This window comes from Streptomyces sp. NPDC059567, assembly GCF_042735655.1.
Lineage (GTDB): Bacteria > Actinomycetota > Actinomycetes > Streptomycetales > Streptomycetaceae > Streptomyces.
In genome coordinates this window covers 105,402-121,063 of record NZ_JBHWBS010000002.1, presented here as the reverse complement: position 1 = coordinate 121,063, position 15,662 = coordinate 105,402, and the positions used below count along the sequence as shown (strand labels likewise).

Annotated in this window: 12 protein-coding genes; 6 read left to right on the top strand and 6 right to left on the bottom strand. The window is 70.8% G+C overall.

Annotated elements, in window-relative coordinates:
• Nucleotides 1–13 precede the first annotated feature (13 nt).
• From ACFVZW_RS01925 to eccD, 6 genes are all read right to left on the bottom strand, one after another.
• On the bottom strand, nucleotides 14–466 hold the full coding sequence (locus tag ACFVZW_RS01925; RefSeq protein WP_384515261.1) for a hypothetical protein: 453 nt from the start codon (nucleotides 464–466) through the stop codon (nucleotides 14–16).
• A gap of 5 nt (nucleotides 467–471) precedes the next feature.
• Nucleotides 472–1,224, bottom strand: coding sequence for a 4-hydroxy-tetrahydrodipicolinate reductase (gene dapB, locus ACFVZW_RS01920; protein ID WP_384515258.1), 753 nt, complete (start codon nucleotides 1,222–1,224; stop codon nucleotides 472–474).
• 17 nt (nucleotides 1,225–1,241) lie between these two features.
• A complete protein-coding gene (locus ACFVZW_RS01915) occupies nucleotides 1,242–2,621 on the bottom strand; it encodes a M16 family metallopeptidase (RefSeq protein WP_384515255.1) in 1,380 nt (459 codons plus the stop codon).
• Nucleotides 2,618–4,840: a polyribonucleotide nucleotidyltransferase gene (locus ACFVZW_RS01910; protein WP_384515253.1), complete on the bottom strand. Its 2,223-nt coding sequence runs from the start codon at nucleotides 4,838–4,840 to the stop codon at nucleotides 2,618–2,620. The genes ACFVZW_RS01915 and ACFVZW_RS01910 overlap by 4 nt, the downstream gene beginning before the upstream one ends.
• Before the next feature lie 280 nt (nucleotides 4,841–5,120).
• On the bottom strand, nucleotides 5,121–5,411 hold the full coding sequence (rpsO, locus tag ACFVZW_RS01905; protein ID WP_147979976.1) for a 30S ribosomal protein S15: 291 nt from the start codon (nucleotides 5,409–5,411) through the stop codon (nucleotides 5,121–5,123).
• Between the two features lie 168 nt (nucleotides 5,412–5,579).
• A complete protein-coding gene (gene eccD / locus ACFVZW_RS01900) occupies nucleotides 5,580–7,055 on the bottom strand; it encodes a type VII secretion integral membrane protein EccD (protein WP_384515250.1) in 1,476 nt (491 codons plus the stop codon).
• Between the two features lie 173 nt (nucleotides 7,056–7,228).
• Between eccD and eccCa the strand changes: the two genes are divergently transcribed.
• From eccCa to ACFVZW_RS01870, 6 genes are all read left to right on the top strand, one after another.
• Nucleotides 7,229–11,185 (top strand): type VII secretion protein EccCa, encoded by a 3,957-nt coding sequence (gene eccCa / locus ACFVZW_RS01895; protein ID WP_384515247.1) that lies wholly within the window; start codon nucleotides 7,229–7,231, stop codon nucleotides 11,183–11,185.
• Between the two features lie 9 nt (nucleotides 11,186–11,194).
• Nucleotides 11,195–11,776 carry a hypothetical protein gene (locus ACFVZW_RS01890; RefSeq protein WP_384515245.1) on the top strand — a complete coding sequence of 194 codons (582 nt, stop codon included), beginning with the start codon at nucleotides 11,195–11,197 and terminating at the stop codon, nucleotides 11,774–11,776.
• On the top strand, nucleotides 11,773–12,417 hold the full coding sequence (locus ACFVZW_RS01885; RefSeq protein ID WP_384515243.1) for a hypothetical protein: 645 nt from the start codon (nucleotides 11,773–11,775) through the stop codon (nucleotides 12,415–12,417). Before ACFVZW_RS01890 ends, ACFVZW_RS01885 begins: the two co-directional genes overlap by 4 nt.
• Nucleotides 12,417–14,165, top strand: a complete 1,749-nt coding sequence (locus tag ACFVZW_RS01880; protein ID WP_384515240.1) for a putative T7SS-secreted protein — start codon at nucleotides 12,417–12,419, stop codon at nucleotides 14,163–14,165. Before ACFVZW_RS01885 ends, ACFVZW_RS01880 begins: the two co-directional genes overlap by 1 nt.
• On the top strand, nucleotides 14,162–15,268 hold the full coding sequence (locus ACFVZW_RS01875) for a type VII secretion system-associated protein (RefSeq protein WP_384515237.1): 1,107 nt from the start codon (nucleotides 14,162–14,164) through the stop codon (nucleotides 15,266–15,268). Before ACFVZW_RS01880 ends, ACFVZW_RS01875 begins: the two co-directional genes overlap by 4 nt.
• Before the next feature lie 62 nt (nucleotides 15,269–15,330).
• Nucleotides 15,331–15,576: a DUF397 domain-containing protein gene (locus ACFVZW_RS01870; RefSeq protein WP_383552941.1), complete on the top strand. Its 246-nt coding sequence runs from the start codon at nucleotides 15,331–15,333 to the stop codon at nucleotides 15,574–15,576.
• The last annotated feature ends 86 nt before the right edge of the window (nucleotides 15,577–15,662 follow it).

The window sequence follows — 15,662 nt, the reverse complement described above, 5'->3', positions numbered from 1 at the left end:
CTGACCGACCCCGCTACGCGCTGACCGTACGGCCCTCGTGGAGGGCGATCGCGCGCTGCATCGCCTTGCGGGCGCGCGGGGTGTCGCGGGCGTCGTGATAGGCGACCGCGAGCCGGAACCAGCAACGCCAGTCGTCCGGGGAGTCCTCGGTCTCGGCGCGCCGCCGCGCGAAGACCTCGTCGGCCGAGTCCCGGTCGATCCGGCCGCCGACGGTGCGCTTCAACTCGTCCACGGGCAGGCCGCCTTCGGCCTCCAGCTCGCGGGCGAGCCGCTGCGCGTTCCGCGCGAAGGCGGTGTTCTTCCAGAGGAACCAGCCGCCCACGAAGGGCAGCAGGAACGCGACCGCACCCATGCCCATGGCGGCCGGTTCGCCGGTCAGCAGGAGCAGGACGCCCTCCATCGCCACCACGCCGAAGACGAGGACGAGGACGGTGGCGAGGAAGACGTACGTGATCTTTCCGCCCATGACCGTCAGCCCAGGTCCAGGAAGTGCTCCAGGCCGAAGGTAAGGCCGGGAGTGGTGACCACGCGGCGGGCGCCCAGGAGGATGCCCGGCATGAAGCTGGAGTGGTGCAGCGAGTCGTGACGGATCGTCAGGGTCTCGCCCTCACCGCCGAGCAGCACCTCCTGGTGGGCCAGCAGGCCCCGCAGGCGTACGGCGTGCACCGGAACGCCGTCGACGTCGGCGCCGCGCGCTCCCTCCAGGGCGGTCGCGGTCGCGTCCGGCTGGGCGCCGAGGCCGGCCTCGGCACGGGCCGCGGCGATCAGCTGGGCGGTGCGGGTGGCGGTGCCGCTGGGGGCGTCGACCTTGTTGGGGTGGTGCAGCTCCACGACTTCGACGGACTCGAAGTAGGGAGCGGCGATCTGGGCGAACTTCATCGTCAGGACGGCGCCGATGGAGAAGTTCGGGGCGATCAGGACGCCGGTCTCCGGAGAGGCGGCGAGCCAGGTGTTCAGCTGCGCGAGGCGCTCCTCGGTCCAGCCGGTGGTGCCCACGACCGCGTGGATGCCGTGGCTCACGCAGTAGTCGAGGTTGTCCATCACCGAGGCCGGGGTGGTCAGTTCGACCGCGACCTGGGCGCCCGCGTCGGCGAGCGTCTCCAGCTTGTCGCCGCGGCCGAGCGCCGCGACCAGTTCCATGTCCTCGGCGGCCTCGACGGCCCGTACCGCCTCGGAGCCGATACGGCCCTGGGCTCCGAGGACCGCCACGCGCAGCTTGCTCATTGCTCTCTGAACTCTCTCTAGGAGACGGATTCGTGCAGGCGTGCCGCCTGCTTGTCCTTCAGCGGCCCTATGACGGACAGCGAGGGGCGCTGTCCGAGCACATCACGGGCGACCTCGCGGACCTCGTCCGGGGTGACCGCGGCGATCCGGGCGAGCATGTCGTCGACGGACATCTGGGTGCCCCAGCACAGCTCGCTCTTGCCGATGCGGTTCATCAGGGCGCCGGTGTCCTCCAGGCCGAGGACGGTCGAGCCGGAGAGCTGGCCGATGGCGCGGGCGATCTCGTCGTCGGTCAGTCCGTCGGAGGCGACCTTGTCGAGCTCGTCCCGGCAGATCCTCAGCACGTCGTGGACCTGGTTGGGGCGGCAGCCCGCGTACACGCCGAAGAGGCCGCAGTCGGCGAAGCCCGAGGTGTACGAGTACACGCTGTAGGCCAGGCCGCGCTTCTCGCGGACCTCCTGGAAGAGGCGGGAGGACATACCGCCGCCGAGGGCCGTGTTCAGCACGCCGAGCGCCCAGCGGCGCTCGTCGGTGCGGGCCAGACCCGGCATGCCGAGGACCACGTGTGCCTGCTCGGTCTTGCGGCTCAGGTGCTCGACGCGGCCCGCCGTGCGGATCGTGCGGTGGCCGTCGCGGGGGGCGACCGGGCCGGCGTCCGTACGGGTGAGGGCACCGGCCTTCTCGAAGGCGCGGCGGACCTGGCGTACGACCGTGGCGTGGTCGATGTTGCCCGCGGCGGCGACGACCAGGTGGGTCGGGTCGTAGTGCTTCTTGTAGAAGCGGGCGATCCGGCCCCGGTCGAGGGCGTTGATCGTGTCGACCGTGCCGAGGACCGGGCGGCCCAGCGGGGTGTCGCCGAACATGGTCTGCGCGAACAGGTCGTGCACGACGTCGCCCGGGTCGTCCTCGGTCATCGCGATCTCTTCGAGGATGACGCCGCGCTCGGCGTCCACGTCCTCCTCGAGGATCAGCGAGCCGGTGAGCATGTCGCAGACGACGTCGATCGCGAGCGGCAGGTCGGTGTCGAGGACCCGCGCGTAGTAGCAGGTGTACTCCTTCGCCGTGAAGGCGTTCATCTCGCCGCCGACCGCGTCGAGCGCGGCGGAGATGTCGAGGGCGCTGCGTCGCTTGGTGCCCTTGAAGAGGAGGTGCTCCAGATAGTGCGTGGCGCCGTTGAGCGTGGGCGTCTCGTCGCGGGAGCCGACGTTCGCCCAGATGCCGAAGGTGGCGGAGCGTACGGACGGCAGGGTCTCGGTGACGATCCGCAGGCCGCCGGGGAGGGTGGTGCGGCGGACCGTGCCGATGCCGTCCTTGCCCGGGAGAAGCGTTTGGGTACGGGCGACGGCCCGCCCCTCCGAAGAGGGGCGGGCCGTCACACGGGAACTACGGGACGTCACTGGTCGGTGTCGTCCTTCTTGTCCTCGGCGGCGTTCTCTTCGTCCGCCATGACGGGGACGAGGGAGAGCTTGCCGCGCTGGTCGATCTCGGCGATCTCGACCTGGACCTTGGCGCCGACCGCGAGCACGTCCTCGACGTTCTCCACGCGCTTGCCACCGGCGAGCTTGCGGATCTGCGAGATGTGCAGCAGACCGTCCTTGCCGGGCATGAGGGAGACGAAGGCACCGAAGGTGGTGGTCTTGACGACCGTACCCAGGTAGCGCTCGCCGACCTCCGGCATGGTCGGGTTGGCGATGCCGTTGATCGTGGCGCGGGCGGCCTCGGCCTGCGAGCCCTGGGCGGCACCGATGTAGATGGTGCCGTCGTCCTCGATCGTGATGTCGGCGCCGGTGTCCTCCTGGATCTGGTTGATCATCTTGCCCTTGGGGCCGATGACCTCACCGATCTTGTCCACCGGGATCTTGACGGTGATGATGCGCGGCGCGTTCGGGGACATCTCGTCCGGAACGTCGATCGCCTCGTTCATCACGTCGAGGATGTGCAGACGCGCGTCACGGGCCTGCTTCAGCGCGGCGGCCAGGACCGAGGCGGGGATGCCGTCGAGCTTGGTGTCGAGCTGGAGCGCGGTGACGAAGGTCTTCGTACCGGCGACCTTGAAGTCCATGTCGCCGAAGGCGTCCTCCGCACCGAGGATGTCGGTGAGGGCGACGTAGTGGGTCTTGCCGTCGATCTCCTCGGAGATCAGACCCATGGCGATACCGGCGACGGGGGCCTTCAGCGGCACACCGGCGTTCAGCAGCGACATGGTGGAGGCGCAGACCGAACCCATGGACGTCGAGCCGTTGGAGCCGAGGGCCTCGGACACCTGACGGATCGCGTACGGGAACTCCTCGCGCGTCGGCAGCACCGGCACGATGGCGCGCTCGGCGAGCGCGCCGTGGCCGATCTCGCGGCGCTTGGGCGAGCCCACGCGGCCGGTCTCACCGACGGAGTACGGCGGGAAGTTGTAGTTGTGCATGTAGCGCTTGCGGGTCACCGGGGAAAGGGTGTCCAGCTGCTGCTCCATACGGAGCATGTTGAGGGTGGTGACGCCCAGGATCTGGGTCTCGCCACGCTCGAAGAGCGCCGAGCCGTGCACGCGCGGGATGGCCTCGACCTCGGCGGCGAGCGTACGGATGTCCGTGATGCCGCGACCGTCGATGCGGACCTTGTCCTTGATGATCCGCTCGCGGACCAGCTTCTTGGTCAGCGCGCGGTAGGCGCCGGAGATCTCCTTCTCGCGGCCTTCGAAGGCCGGGAGGAGCTTCTCGGCGGCGAGCTCCTTGACGCGGTCGAGCTCGGCTTCGCGCTCCTGCTTGCCGGCGATGGTGAGCGCCTGGGCGAGCTCGCTCTTGACCGCGGCGGTGAGCGCCTCCAGGACGTCGTCCTGGTAGTCGAGGTAGACCGGGAACTCGCCGGTGGGCTTGGCGGCCTTGGCGGCGAGGTCGGCCTGCGCCTTGCAGAGGACCTTGATGAAGGGCTTCGCGGCCTCGAGACCGGCGGCGACGACCTCCTCGGTCGGCGCCTCGGCGCCGCCCTTGACGAGCTCGATCGTCTTCTCGGTGGCCTCGGCCTCGACCATCATGATCGCGACGTCGCCGTCCTCCAGGACGCGACCGGCGACGACCATGTCGAAGACGGCGTCCTCGAGCTCGGTGTGCGTCGGGAACGCGACCCACTGGCCCTTGATCAGCGCGACACGGGTGCCGCCGATCGGGCCGGAGAAGGGCAGGCCGGCCAGCTGCGTGGAGCAGGAGGCGGCGTTGATGGCGACCACGTCGTAGAGGTGGTCGGGGTTGAGCGCCATGATCGTCTCGACGATCTGGATCTCGTTGCGCAGGCCCTTCTTGAAGGAGGGGCGCAGCGGGCGGTCGATCAGGCGACAGGTGAGGATCGCGTCCTCGGAGGGGCGGCCCTCCCGGCGGAAGAAGGAGCCGGGGATCTTGCCGGCCGCGTACATCCGCTCCTCGACGTCCACCGTCAGGGGGAAGAAGTCGAGCTGGTCCTTGGGCTTCTTGGACGCGGTGGTGGCCGAAAGGACCATCGTGTCGTCGTCCAGGTACGCGACGGCGGAGCCGGCGGCCTGCTTGGCCAGGCGGCCCGTCTCGAAGCGGATGGTGCGGGTGCCGAAGGTGCCGTTGTCGATGACGGCCTCGGCGTAGTGGGTCTCGTTCTCCACTAGCGGTTTCTCCTACGTGTTCGTCTTTTCGTCCTTCGGCCCGTGTGGCCGGGGACGGTGGTGGAGGAGAAGCGCGCCTTCGGGTGCGGGCCGGTCTTCGATCGAAGCACCCGGGGATTGAGGGGTCCGGGGGCCACTACCGAGGACCGGCGGCGTGCCGGCGGCCTCTCGCTCGTGATGTGGCGTTGTCCGACCAGACTAAGTGCCGGTCGGTACATCGCGCACGTACAGCAAAGGGAGCGGCCCCCTAAACGTGGGAACCGCTCCCTTCACGGCGTCCTTACTTGGCGCCGCCGGCCGCACCGCGGCGGATGCCGAGGCGGTCGACCAGGGCACGGAAGCGCTGGATGTCCTTCTTGGCCAGGTACTGCAGCAGGCGGCGACGCTGGCCGACCAGGATCAGCAGACCACGACGGGAGTGGTGGTCGTGCTTGTGCTGCTTGAGGTGCTCGGTGAGGTCCGAGATGCGGCGGGAGAGCATCGCGACCTGAACCTCGGGGGAGCCGGTGTCGCCCTCCTTCTGGCCGAACTCGGCGAAAATCTGCTTCTTCGTAGCGGCGTCGAGAGACACTCGGTACTCCTCTTGGTGTTCGATGCGCCCACGAGTGCCCCTGGTCTCGTTCTCAGGGGAGCTTCCGTGACTCGGAGGCGAAGGACCGATGAGCGCTGCTTCCAGAGAGATCCGGGAGCGCGTACACAGACGGCCGTCACACAGCGTACCAGCTGTCCGGAGTGCCCCTTACTTACTGGTGAGGGAGCGGGCCGCCATGAAGACGTCCAGGACCGCCAGGCAGAGCGGGACGAGGGAGAGCAGGACGAAGCCCTCGGTCAGGTCGAGCAGGCGGCCCCAGAAGGGCGAGAGGCCCTTCCTCGGGATGATCAGGCCGATGGCGGTGACCAGGGCGGCGCCCGCGGCGACGGCGGCGGTGAGCCAGATCGTACGGATGTCCAGGCCGCCGCGGTCCCCGTAGATCAGCAGGTCCTTGACCAGGTCGGCCGGCGGGTTCAGGGAGAGGCCGAGGATCAGCAGGGCGATCGCGGCGATGCCGGCCACCAGGACGCAGGCGACCTGCGAGGTGTAGCGGAAGAGCCGGGCGCGCAGCAGCATCGCGAGGCCGGAGGCGAGGGCGAGGAGCTGGCCCCAGACGTTTCCGGCGAATCCGAGGACCGCGGCGGAGCCGACGACGACGGCGGCGCAGCCGCCGACGAGGCCGAGGAGCATCTCGTGGCCGCGCCGTGCCTGGAGGGCGATGCGCTCGCCGTCGACGGGCTGGGCCTCGTCGGGGGTCTGGTTCGGGTCGGCGTGGAACTCGTCGTCGGTGGCGCTGCGCGGGGAGGCGTAGCCGATGGGCAGCCGGGCGAAGCGGGCGGAGAGGCCGGGCAGGAAGGCGACCAGGCCGACGGCGACCGGGGCGCAGACCGCGGCGGTCTCGGTGGCCGAGGACTCGGAGAGGATCGCCAGGAAGGTGGCGAGGGTGCCGACGGCGGCCAGGAAGGTCGCCGCGACGAAGGGCGCGTCGCCGCTGGGAGTGAGCGCGACCAGGGTGACGGAGGCGACCAGGACGGTCACGCAGCCGAGCAGGAACTGCAGCTGCCCGGGGCCGTGGCCGGCGTCGGGTCCGACGATGCCGGAGCCGGCGATGAGCAGCAGCGGAAGGGCGCCGAGACCGAGGGCGACGGCGGTGGCACGGTCGCCGTAGACCCTGGCCCGCACGCCGGCGAAGGCGGTCAGCAGGACGCCCGCCGCGCCGGCGACGACGCCGGGCAGGCTGTGCATGTCGTGGCGTACGGGATCGGCGAACCAGAGCACGAAGCCCATGAGGACCAGCAGCAGCACTCCGCCGACGAGCCCGGCGCCCCGCAGCAGGTCGTCGCTCCACAGGTGCCGGTCACGGGTGACGGCGGAGGCGACGGCGTCGGAGACGTCGTCGAAGACGGCGGGCGGCAGCGACTGCGCGAACGGGCGCAGCGAGAGGACCTCGCCGTCGAGGACCTGCTGGGCGGCGAGGGTGCGTGCCCCGTCCAGGACCGAGCCGTCGCGCCGGACGAGGTGGTACCCGGTCGGAGTGCCGGCGGTCTGGGTCTGGCCGGTGAGCCGCAGGATCTCCGGATAGACGTCGGCGACGGCGATGTCCTCCGGGAGCGCGACGTCGATACGACTGTCCGGCGCCACGACGGTGACGCGGCAGAAGCCGGTCGCTGCGGTCGTACTCACGTGTCTGGACCCCCTGATTCGCGGTTGCGCACAATGCGCGCGCCACCCTACCGGGGACGGGCACAGGTGGCTGCAAGTAGGATCGCCGTCTCATGGGGGAGGCCGTCGCTCACGGGGGCGCCGGTGCGGAACTCCCGCACGAAGTCCGCCCGTAACGAGGGATTGATGCGCCGGTGAGCCAGATCGTCGTCAAGCGCCCGCCGAGGTCGCTTCCTCCGGAAGTACCCAGTGAGGAACTGGTCCTGGAGTCCCCGCCCGAACTGCCGCGCGGGCAGCAGGAGGGCATGCTGATGCAACTCCTGCCGATGCTCGGCATGGGCTCCTCGGTGGTGTTCTTCTTCATGCCTGGGGCGCATCCGTTCATGCGCATCATGGGCATCCTGATGCTCGTCTCGACCGTCGCGATGGTCATCGCGCAGCTCGTGCGGTTCCGGAAGGGTACGCAGGGGCAAATTGCCGATGTCCGGCGCGACTATCTCAAATACCTCGCGCAGACCCGGCGTACGGTCCGGCGCACCGCGCGCAAGCAGCGCGACGCGCAGCTGTATCTGCACCCCGCCCCCGAGCAGTTGTGGTCGGTGGTGGCCGAGGGCTCGCGCGTGTGGGAACGCCGCGTGGGCGACAAGGACTTCGGGCAGGTACGGATGGGGCTCGGCGCCCAGCAGTTGGCGACGCCCCTGGTCGCGCCGGACACGGCGCCGGTGGACGAGCTGGAGCCGCTGTGCGCCGGTGCGATGCAGCAGTTCCTGGCCGTGCACGGTTCGCTGGACGGGCTGCCGATGGCGGTCTCGATGCGCGCCTTCTACCACGTGACGGTCTCCGGTGAGCCGGAGGCGGCGCAGGCCGCGGCGCGCGGCATGGTCTCCCAGCTGGTGACGCTGCACTCCCCCGACGATCTGCTGCTGGCCGTGGTCGCGGCCCGGGGCGCGCAGGAGCGCTGGGACTGGACGAAGTGGCTGCCGCACACGCAGGTGGCGGGGCAGGTCGACGGGGCGGGCAGCAAGCGGCTGTTCGGCGACGATCTCGGTGAGCTGGAGTCGATGATCCGCTCGCGGCTCGACGGCCGGCCGCGGTTCAGCCGCGACAACCAGCCGGTCATGGACCAGCCGCATGTCGTGGTGGTCCTCGACGGCGGGATGGTGCCGCCGGACTCGCTGTTCGCGGCGCCCGAGGGTCTGCAGGGCGTGACCATCGTCGAGGTGGTCTCGGGTGAGCTCGACGAGCCGCGCGGTGGCCTCTCCGTGGTCGTACGGCCGGGGCGGCTGCGCCTGGAGTCGGGCGGCGGGTTCGCGTACGAGGGTGCGCCGGACGGGATCTCGCTGCCGGCCGCCGAGGCGCTGGCGCGGCAGCTCGCGCCGCTGCGGATGGGCGGCGGGGACGACGACGAACCGCTGCTCGCCAACCTGGACTTCACGGATCTGCTGAACCTGGGCGATGCCGCGTCGGTGGACGTGGCGCGGACCTGGCGGCCCCGGTCGGTGGCGGAGCGGCTGCGCGTGCCGATCGGTGTCGGCGAGGACGGCCAGCCGGTCATGCTGGACCTCAAGGAGGCCGCGCAGGAGGGCATGGGCCCGCACGGTCTGTGCGTGGGTGCGACCGGTTCCGGAAAGTCGGAGCTGCTGCGCACGCTCGTCCTCGGTCTCGCGGTGACGCACTCCTCGGAGACGCTGAACTTCGTCCTCGCGGACTTCAAGGGCGGTGCGACCTTCGCGGGCATGTCCCAGATGCCGCACGTCGCTGCCGTGATCACCAACCTCTCCGACGACCTCACGCTCGTCGACCGCATGGGCGACGCGATCCGCGGTGAGCTGCAGCGCCGTCAGGAGCTGCTGCGCTCGGCGGGCAACTACGCCAACATCCACGACTACGAGAAGGCGCGGGCGGCGGGTGCTCCGCTGGAGCCGCTGGCCTCGCTGGTCCTGGTCATCGACGAGTTCTCCGAGCTGCTGACGGCGAAGCCGGACTTCATCGACATGTTCATCCAGATCGGCCGCATCGGCCGCTCCCTGGGTGTGCACCTGCTGCTGGCCTCGCAGCGACTGGAGGAGGGCAAGCTCCGCGGTCTGGACACGTACCTGTCGTACCGGATCGGTCTGCGGACGTTCTCGGCGGCCGAGTCGCGCACGGCGATCGGTGTGCCGGACGCGTACCACCTGCCGTCGGTGCCGGGTTCGGGCTATCTGAAGTTCGGTACCGACGAGATGACCCGCTTCAAGGCGGCGTACGTCTCCGGTACGTACCGCACGGGCGGGCCGCGGCTGACGGCCGGGCAGATGCCGATCGAGCGGCGTCCCGCGGTCTTCACCGCCTCGCCGGTGCCGGTCGTGTACGCGGCGCCCGACCCGGCGTATCTGACGGCGCAGCGCGAGGAGGAGGATGAGGCGCTCGCGGACACCGTCCTCGACGTGATCGTGCGCCGGCTGGAGGGGCAGGGCGTGCCCGCCCACCAGGTGTGGCTGCCGCCGCTGGACCAGGCTCCGTCGCTCGACCAGCTCCTTCCGGGGCTGGCGCCGACCGGGGACCGGGGTCTGACGGCGACCGAGTACACCCGTCCCGGCGGTCTGACCGTGCCGCTCGGCCTCATCGACAAGCCCTTCGAGCAGCGGCGCGAGGTGCTGTACCGGGACTTCTCCGGTGCGGCGGGCCACATGATGGTCATCGGCGGTCCGCAGTCCGGCAAGTCGACGCTGATGCGGACGCTGATCTCGTCGTTCGCGCTCACCCACACCCCCGCCGAAGTGCAGTTCTACGCGCTGGACTTCGGTGGTGGCGGCCTGGTGTCGCTGGCCGACCTGCCGCACGTCGGCGGGGTCGCGTCCCGGCTGGACCCCGAGCGGGTGCGGCGTACGGTCGCGGAGGTGCTCGGCGTGCTGAACCGGCGCGAGGAGTTCTTCCGCTCGCACTCGATCGACTCGATCGCCACCTACCGGCGCAAGCGCGCCGCGGGTGAACTGCCCGGCGAGGCCTGGGGCGACGTCTTCCTGGTCGTCGACGGCTGGGGCGGTTTCCGCAACGAGTACGACGGGCTGGAGCCGGTCGTTTCGGACATCGCGGCGCGCGGTCTGGGCTACGGCATCCACGTGGTCATCACCGCGGCCCGGTACATGGAGGTGCGGGCCGCGCTGAAGGACCAGATGCTGGGGCGTCTGGAGCTGCGGCTCGGCGATGTCATGGACTCCGAGTTCGACCGCAAGGTCGCGGCGAACGTCCCGCCGGGCGTGCCGGGTCGTGGCCAGGTGCCGGAGAAGCTGCACTTCATGGGCGCGCTGCCGCGGATCGACGGGTCGAGCTCGTCGGTGGACCTGTCGGAGGGCACGGCCGCGTTCGTGCAGGCCGTGAAGAGCAGCTGGGCGGGCGCGCCCGCTCCGGCGGTGCGGCTGCTGCCGCGCAGGCTGCCGGCGGAGCAGCTGCCGAAGGGCTTCGAGTACCCGCAGCACGGCATCGCGATCGGTATCGACGAGACGAACCTGGAGCCGGTGTTCGTCGACTTCGAGACGGACCCGTTCTTCCTGATCTTCGGCGAGAGCGAGACCGGAAAGACGGGCCTGCTGCGGCTCATCGCCAAGCAGCTGTGCGAGCGGTACACCCCGGAGCAGGCGCGGATCGTGGTCGGTGACTACCGGCGCACGATGCTGGAGGCGGTCGCGCCCTCGCACCTGCTCGAGTACGCGCCGATGGCGTCCGCCATGCAGATGCACATGGACGCGATCAACACGGTGATGACGAAGCGGGCGCCGAAGCCCGACATCACCCCGCAGCAGCTGCGGGACCGCAGCTGGTGGACGGGTCCGCAGCTGTACGTCCTGGTGGACGATTTCGAGCTGGTGGCGACGAACTCGGGCAACCCGCTCCAGGTGTTGGTGGAGAACCTGCCGTTCGCGCGGGACGTGGGCATCCGCTTCATCGTCGCGCGCAGCTCGGCGGGCGCGTCGAGGGCGATGTACGAGCCCTTCATGCAGCGCGCCAAGGAGCTGGGCGCCCAGGGCGTCATCCTCTCCGGCGACCCCGGCGAGGGTGACATCCTCGGCAACGTCCGCGCCCGTCCGATGCCTCCGGGCCGCGGCACCTTCGTCTCCCGCAAGCGCGGGACGCCGCTGGTCCAGCTGGGATGGCTGCCGGAACAGCACTAGGGAGCACTGATGAGTTTCGACGAGCTGTGGGGACAGGTGCGGGGCGAGTCCACCGAGCGGGTGCTCAAGGGCTCGGCGGGAACGTCGCCTCCCGGCCACCCGGCGCCGGGTCCCGCCGCCCCGGACGGAGCCGGCGGGGATGCGCCTGTCCCCGCGGCCTCGCCGGACCCCGCCGCCCCTGACGGGGCCGGTGGGGAGGTGCCCCTCGACGCCGCCGCGGCCGCGGCGGCCCGCGAGGCCGTCCTCGAACGGCTGGCGCACTTCCGCTCCTCGGCCGTCCTGGTGCCGATGGACACCGCGGGCGGCCTGTGGACCGCGGACTTCGGAGGGATCGCCTGGATCTGCGCGTTCTCCGACGAGGCCGCGCTCGCCCGGTTCGCGCAGGCGCGCGGCGAGGAGGCCGGGGAGTGGACGTACCGCCGGGTGCTGGGCTCCCGGCTGCTGGACGATGTGGTGCCCACCGTCGCCTCGCCGTGCGGGGTGGCGCTGGACGCCGGCAGTCCCGGCGGGTCGGTGTTCCCGCCGGTGCAGGGGATCGTGCCCGACGGGGCGGCGGTCGACGTGGACGGACAGGGAGGTCGTCGGTCGTGACGGATCCGGATCTCGCGGCGTCGCAGGAGGCGCTCGCCCAGATCACCAAGGGCATCACGGGCACTCTCTCGGAGCTCAAGGAGCTCGGGATGGTGGGCGAGGCCAGCATGGGGCGCGGGTTCTCCGATCTCCAGCTCTCGGGCATGGAGACGGGGCACGACGGGCTGACCGGCGCCATGAAGACGTACTGCGAGCGATGGGAGTGGGGTGTCCGCTCCCTGGTGCAGAAGGGCACCCTCTTCGCCGAGCTGACGGGGCTTTCGGCGGGTGTGTTCCACGAGCAGGAGCAGTACATCTCCGGCTCGTTCAAGGTGCTGACGAACTCCGCGATGGGCAACCCGTACGCCACCGAGGACGAGATCACCCAGAAGGGCTGGGGCGAGGTGCTGTCGAGCAACACGTTCACGCACATCCGGGACGCCGACTACAGCCAGGAGTCCTTCGACACGGCGCGGGAGAACAGCAAGCAGGCGTGGAAGGACACCGCCTGGGACGTGTCCACCTCCGGCATGGTGCCGACCAACGGGATCATCGACGCGGCCGGACTGCGTGACGAGATGAACGCCGGGATGCGCGAGACGTTCGGGCCGTCGCCGGAGGAGCGCGCCAAGGCCGCCGAGCAGCAGGGCGGGCAGCCCTGATGGTGGACTTCGGCGGATGGGTCAGCGGTGGCAAGAACCTTCTCGACAGCGGTCTCGAGGCCGTCGAGGACGGTGTGGAGGCCGGCAAGAAGGTCCTCGGCACCGGCATCGACAAGGGCACCGATCTGCTCGGCGAGGGCCTGGAGCGCATCGGCGCCGAGGGCATCGCCGACAAGGTCACGGACTGGGGCGACGACACGGCCTCCAGCCTCGGCGCCTCGGTCGGCGAGCAGCAGCTCGGCCAGACCCAGGAGGCCAACGAGCTGATCCACGGCAAGCCCGACAAGCTCCGGGAGGTGGCCGCCCATCTCAAGGACTTCCACCGGGCGTTCGACCAGGTGGGGCGCGGCATGCGCACGCTCGACTCGAACGGCTGGAAGGGCCAGTCGGGCAACGCCTTCCGCGCCAAGCTGGCGATGGAGCCCACCAAGTGGCTGCATGCCGCCGACGCCTGCGAGACGGCGGGCGGCGCGCTCACGCGGTACGCGGAGACCGTGGTCTGGGCCCAGGGGAAGGCCAAGGAAGCGATCGACCTGTACAAGCGGGGCGAGGAGACGTCGAAGAAGGCCGTCGACGCGTACAACGGCAAGGTCGACACCTACAACGCGGCCGTGAAGGAGGGCCGGGACCCCGGCCCGCGGCCCGAGCCCTTCACCGATCCGGGCAAGGCGGAGCGGGAGCAGGCGCAGGAGACCCTCAAGGAGGCCAGGCGCCAGCGCAACGAGGCCGCTTCGGCCGCGGAGAAGGCGGTGCGTACGGCGCTGGCGCACGCGCCCCAGGAGCCGCCGGCCTCGAATCGTCTCGCGTCGAACGCCATCGACGCCTACGGGGCGCTCAACATCGAGACCCTGCACGTCGCCGGCGGTGTGATCAAGGGGGCGGCGGGGATCGTCAACTTCGCCCGGGGCCTGAACCCCCTGGACCCGTACAACATCACGCACCCGGCGCAGTACATGCAGAACGTCAACATGACGCTGGCCGGTCTGGTGTCCACCGCGGCGCACCCGGAGCGCGTCCCCGGCGCCCTGATCGACTCGTTCAAGAAGGACCCGAGCGAGGGCCTCGGGCGGCTGCTTCCCGAAATCCTCGGCACGAAGGGCCTGGGCACCGTCCGTACCGGTATCCGGGTCGGCCTCAAGGAGGGCGCGGAGACCGCTCTGGAGAACGCGGCCCGCAAGGGGCTCGACGACATTCCGGCCCAGCGGGTCCCGGATCCGCCGAGCCACCCGCCCACGGTCCACGACAAGCTGCATGCGGCCGCCGACCGGTCCGTCGACGTCTCGAAGATCCCGGACCACGCACAGTGGCGTACGACGGACGAGCCGCTGTGGCGCAACGACGACCGGGCGCCGGACGAGATCTTCCGGGACGGCTTCAAGCCGTGGAACAACCACAACACGGATCTCGACGGCTACGTGCGCCACAACGACCACTCGGTCTACGTGGGCACCACCCGCGACCCGGATCTGGGCTGGGGGTCGCGCTACCGGTACGACATCGACGCTCCCGGCGGTATCGACGTCAACGCGTCCATTCCGGACAACATCTTCGCCAACGAGAAGGAGATCGCGTTCCCGGGCGGCGTGCGGACGGAGAACATCAAGGGCGCCTGGGAGAAACTTCCGGACGGAACGACGCAGTACACGCCCAATCCCCACTACAACCCCCATGCCGGGGCAGGCGGCTCGGCATCCCCGCCGCCCCCCGCACCCCCGAACAGTCTGCTACCCCCTGGATGGACGCAATGAGCGAGAGGCTGCTGGGCAGCCGCGACGACGCCACCGCCGTGCGCGGCACCGAGCAGGTGCGGTGCACCGTGCGGTGGTGGATCGACGACGCGCTGGCCATGCCGTACGGCGTCGAGGCGACCGGGCCGTGGGGTTCGGCGCTGGCGCGGGGCAGAGACCTGTCCGGGGCACTGCGGGACGTACGGCTCCGTCTGGAGGGCGGTGGCTGGCTGCTGGCCGTCAACGGGGCCCTGGCGGAGGTGCGGCAGAGTGGAATGCTGGCCGGCAGCGGGAGCGACCGGGCATATGTGCTGAAGCCCGGTGAGCCCGCCGATCCCGAGAACACGGTCGGTCTCTTCGACGACGCTCCGGTCGAGAGCGTGCTGAGCGTCGCGCAGCAGGAGGCCGCCTACCGAAGGCTGATGGACGAGTGGGACCGTCGGGCGGCGGAGCGGCGTGCGCAGGCCGAGGCCCGAGCCCAGGGGCAGGCGCCGGCACAGGCACAGGGGCAGGGCCAGCCCCAGCCGCAGGTTCCGCCGCAGCCCCAGCCCCAGCCCCAGGAGGCGGCGGGGCGGCCCGTGCCGGAGCTCACCGAGGAGCTGCGGGCGCAGGCGCGGCGGGCGCCGGGCACCTGGCTGTACTCCATCGACCCGATGTACGACCCGGCCGGGGAGGTGCCTCCCTTCGCCGTGATCGGGGCCTGGCAGGTGGACGCGCAGGGAGAGCCCGGGGCGTTCCGGCACAACCCGAACTACCGCCCCTCCCCCGTGAGTCTGGGCTGGCCGCGGCCGACCGACCCGGTGGACGCGTCCCTGCAGCTCGCGGCGAGCGGGCACGGGCCCGACGAGGCGGTTCCCGGGGCGCTCGCGGCGGCGACGGTGTACCTGCCGGACGAGGGCGCGGACATCGCCGTCTACACGGACGCCGACGGCCGGTTCGTCCCGGTGCTCACCCACCCGGACCACGCTCCGGCGACCGTGCCTCGGCTGCGTCCGGTGAACGGCGCGGAGTTGGCCCGGCTGCTCCCGCCGGATCTGGCGCTCAAGCTCAACCCCGGTGGCCGGGTCTCCGTGCGGGTTCCCGTCTCCGACGTACGGGCCGCGGCGGAGCGGCTCGGCCACTAGGCTGATCGACACGCTTGACCACAGCACGAGGCTCGTTCACAGCACAGATAAGGATCGCGCCGATGGCCGACGCCAGTGAGAAGGAACGACAGAAGGAAGAGCTCTACGCCCTCGACATCTCCGACGTCGAGTGGCAGGGCGCTCCCGGGACCTCTCCGGACGAGGAGCGCGTGGAGATCGCCCGTCTCCCCGAGGGAGCGGTGGCGATGCGGTCGTCGCTCGACAAGGGCACCGTGCTGCGGTACACGAAGGCCGAGTGGGACGCGTTCGTCCTGGGCGCGCGTGACGGGGAGTTCGATCTCCGCTAGGCAGCTGCGCATACGCGTGAGGGGGTGGCCCCCAGGGTACCGGCCACCCCCCCACCCCTATAAGGCCGGGCGCCACACAAAAAACG

Coding starts and splice junctions, on each gene's coding strand:
- ACFVZW_RS01925 (WP_384515261.1), bottom strand. CDS start 466: ATGGGCGGAAAGATCACGTACGTCTTCCTCGCCACCGTCCTCGTCCTC.
- dapB (WP_384515258.1), bottom strand. CDS start 1,224: ATGAGCAAGCTGCGCGTGGCGGTCCTCGGAGCCCAGGGCCGTATCGGC.
- ACFVZW_RS01890 (WP_384515245.1), top strand. CDS start 11,195: ATGAGTTTCGACGAGCTGTGGGGACAGGTGCGGGGCGAGTCCACCGAG.
- ACFVZW_RS01880 (WP_384515240.1), top strand. CDS start 12,417: ATGGTGGACTTCGGCGGATGGGTCAGCGGTGGCAAGAACCTTCTCGAC.
- ACFVZW_RS01875 (WP_384515237.1), top strand. CDS start 14,162: ATGAGCGAGAGGCTGCTGGGCAGCCGCGACGACGCCACCGCCGTGCGC.
- ACFVZW_RS01870 (WP_383552941.1), top strand. CDS start 15,331: ATGGCCGACGCCAGTGAGAAGGAACGACAGAAGGAAGAGCTCTACGCC.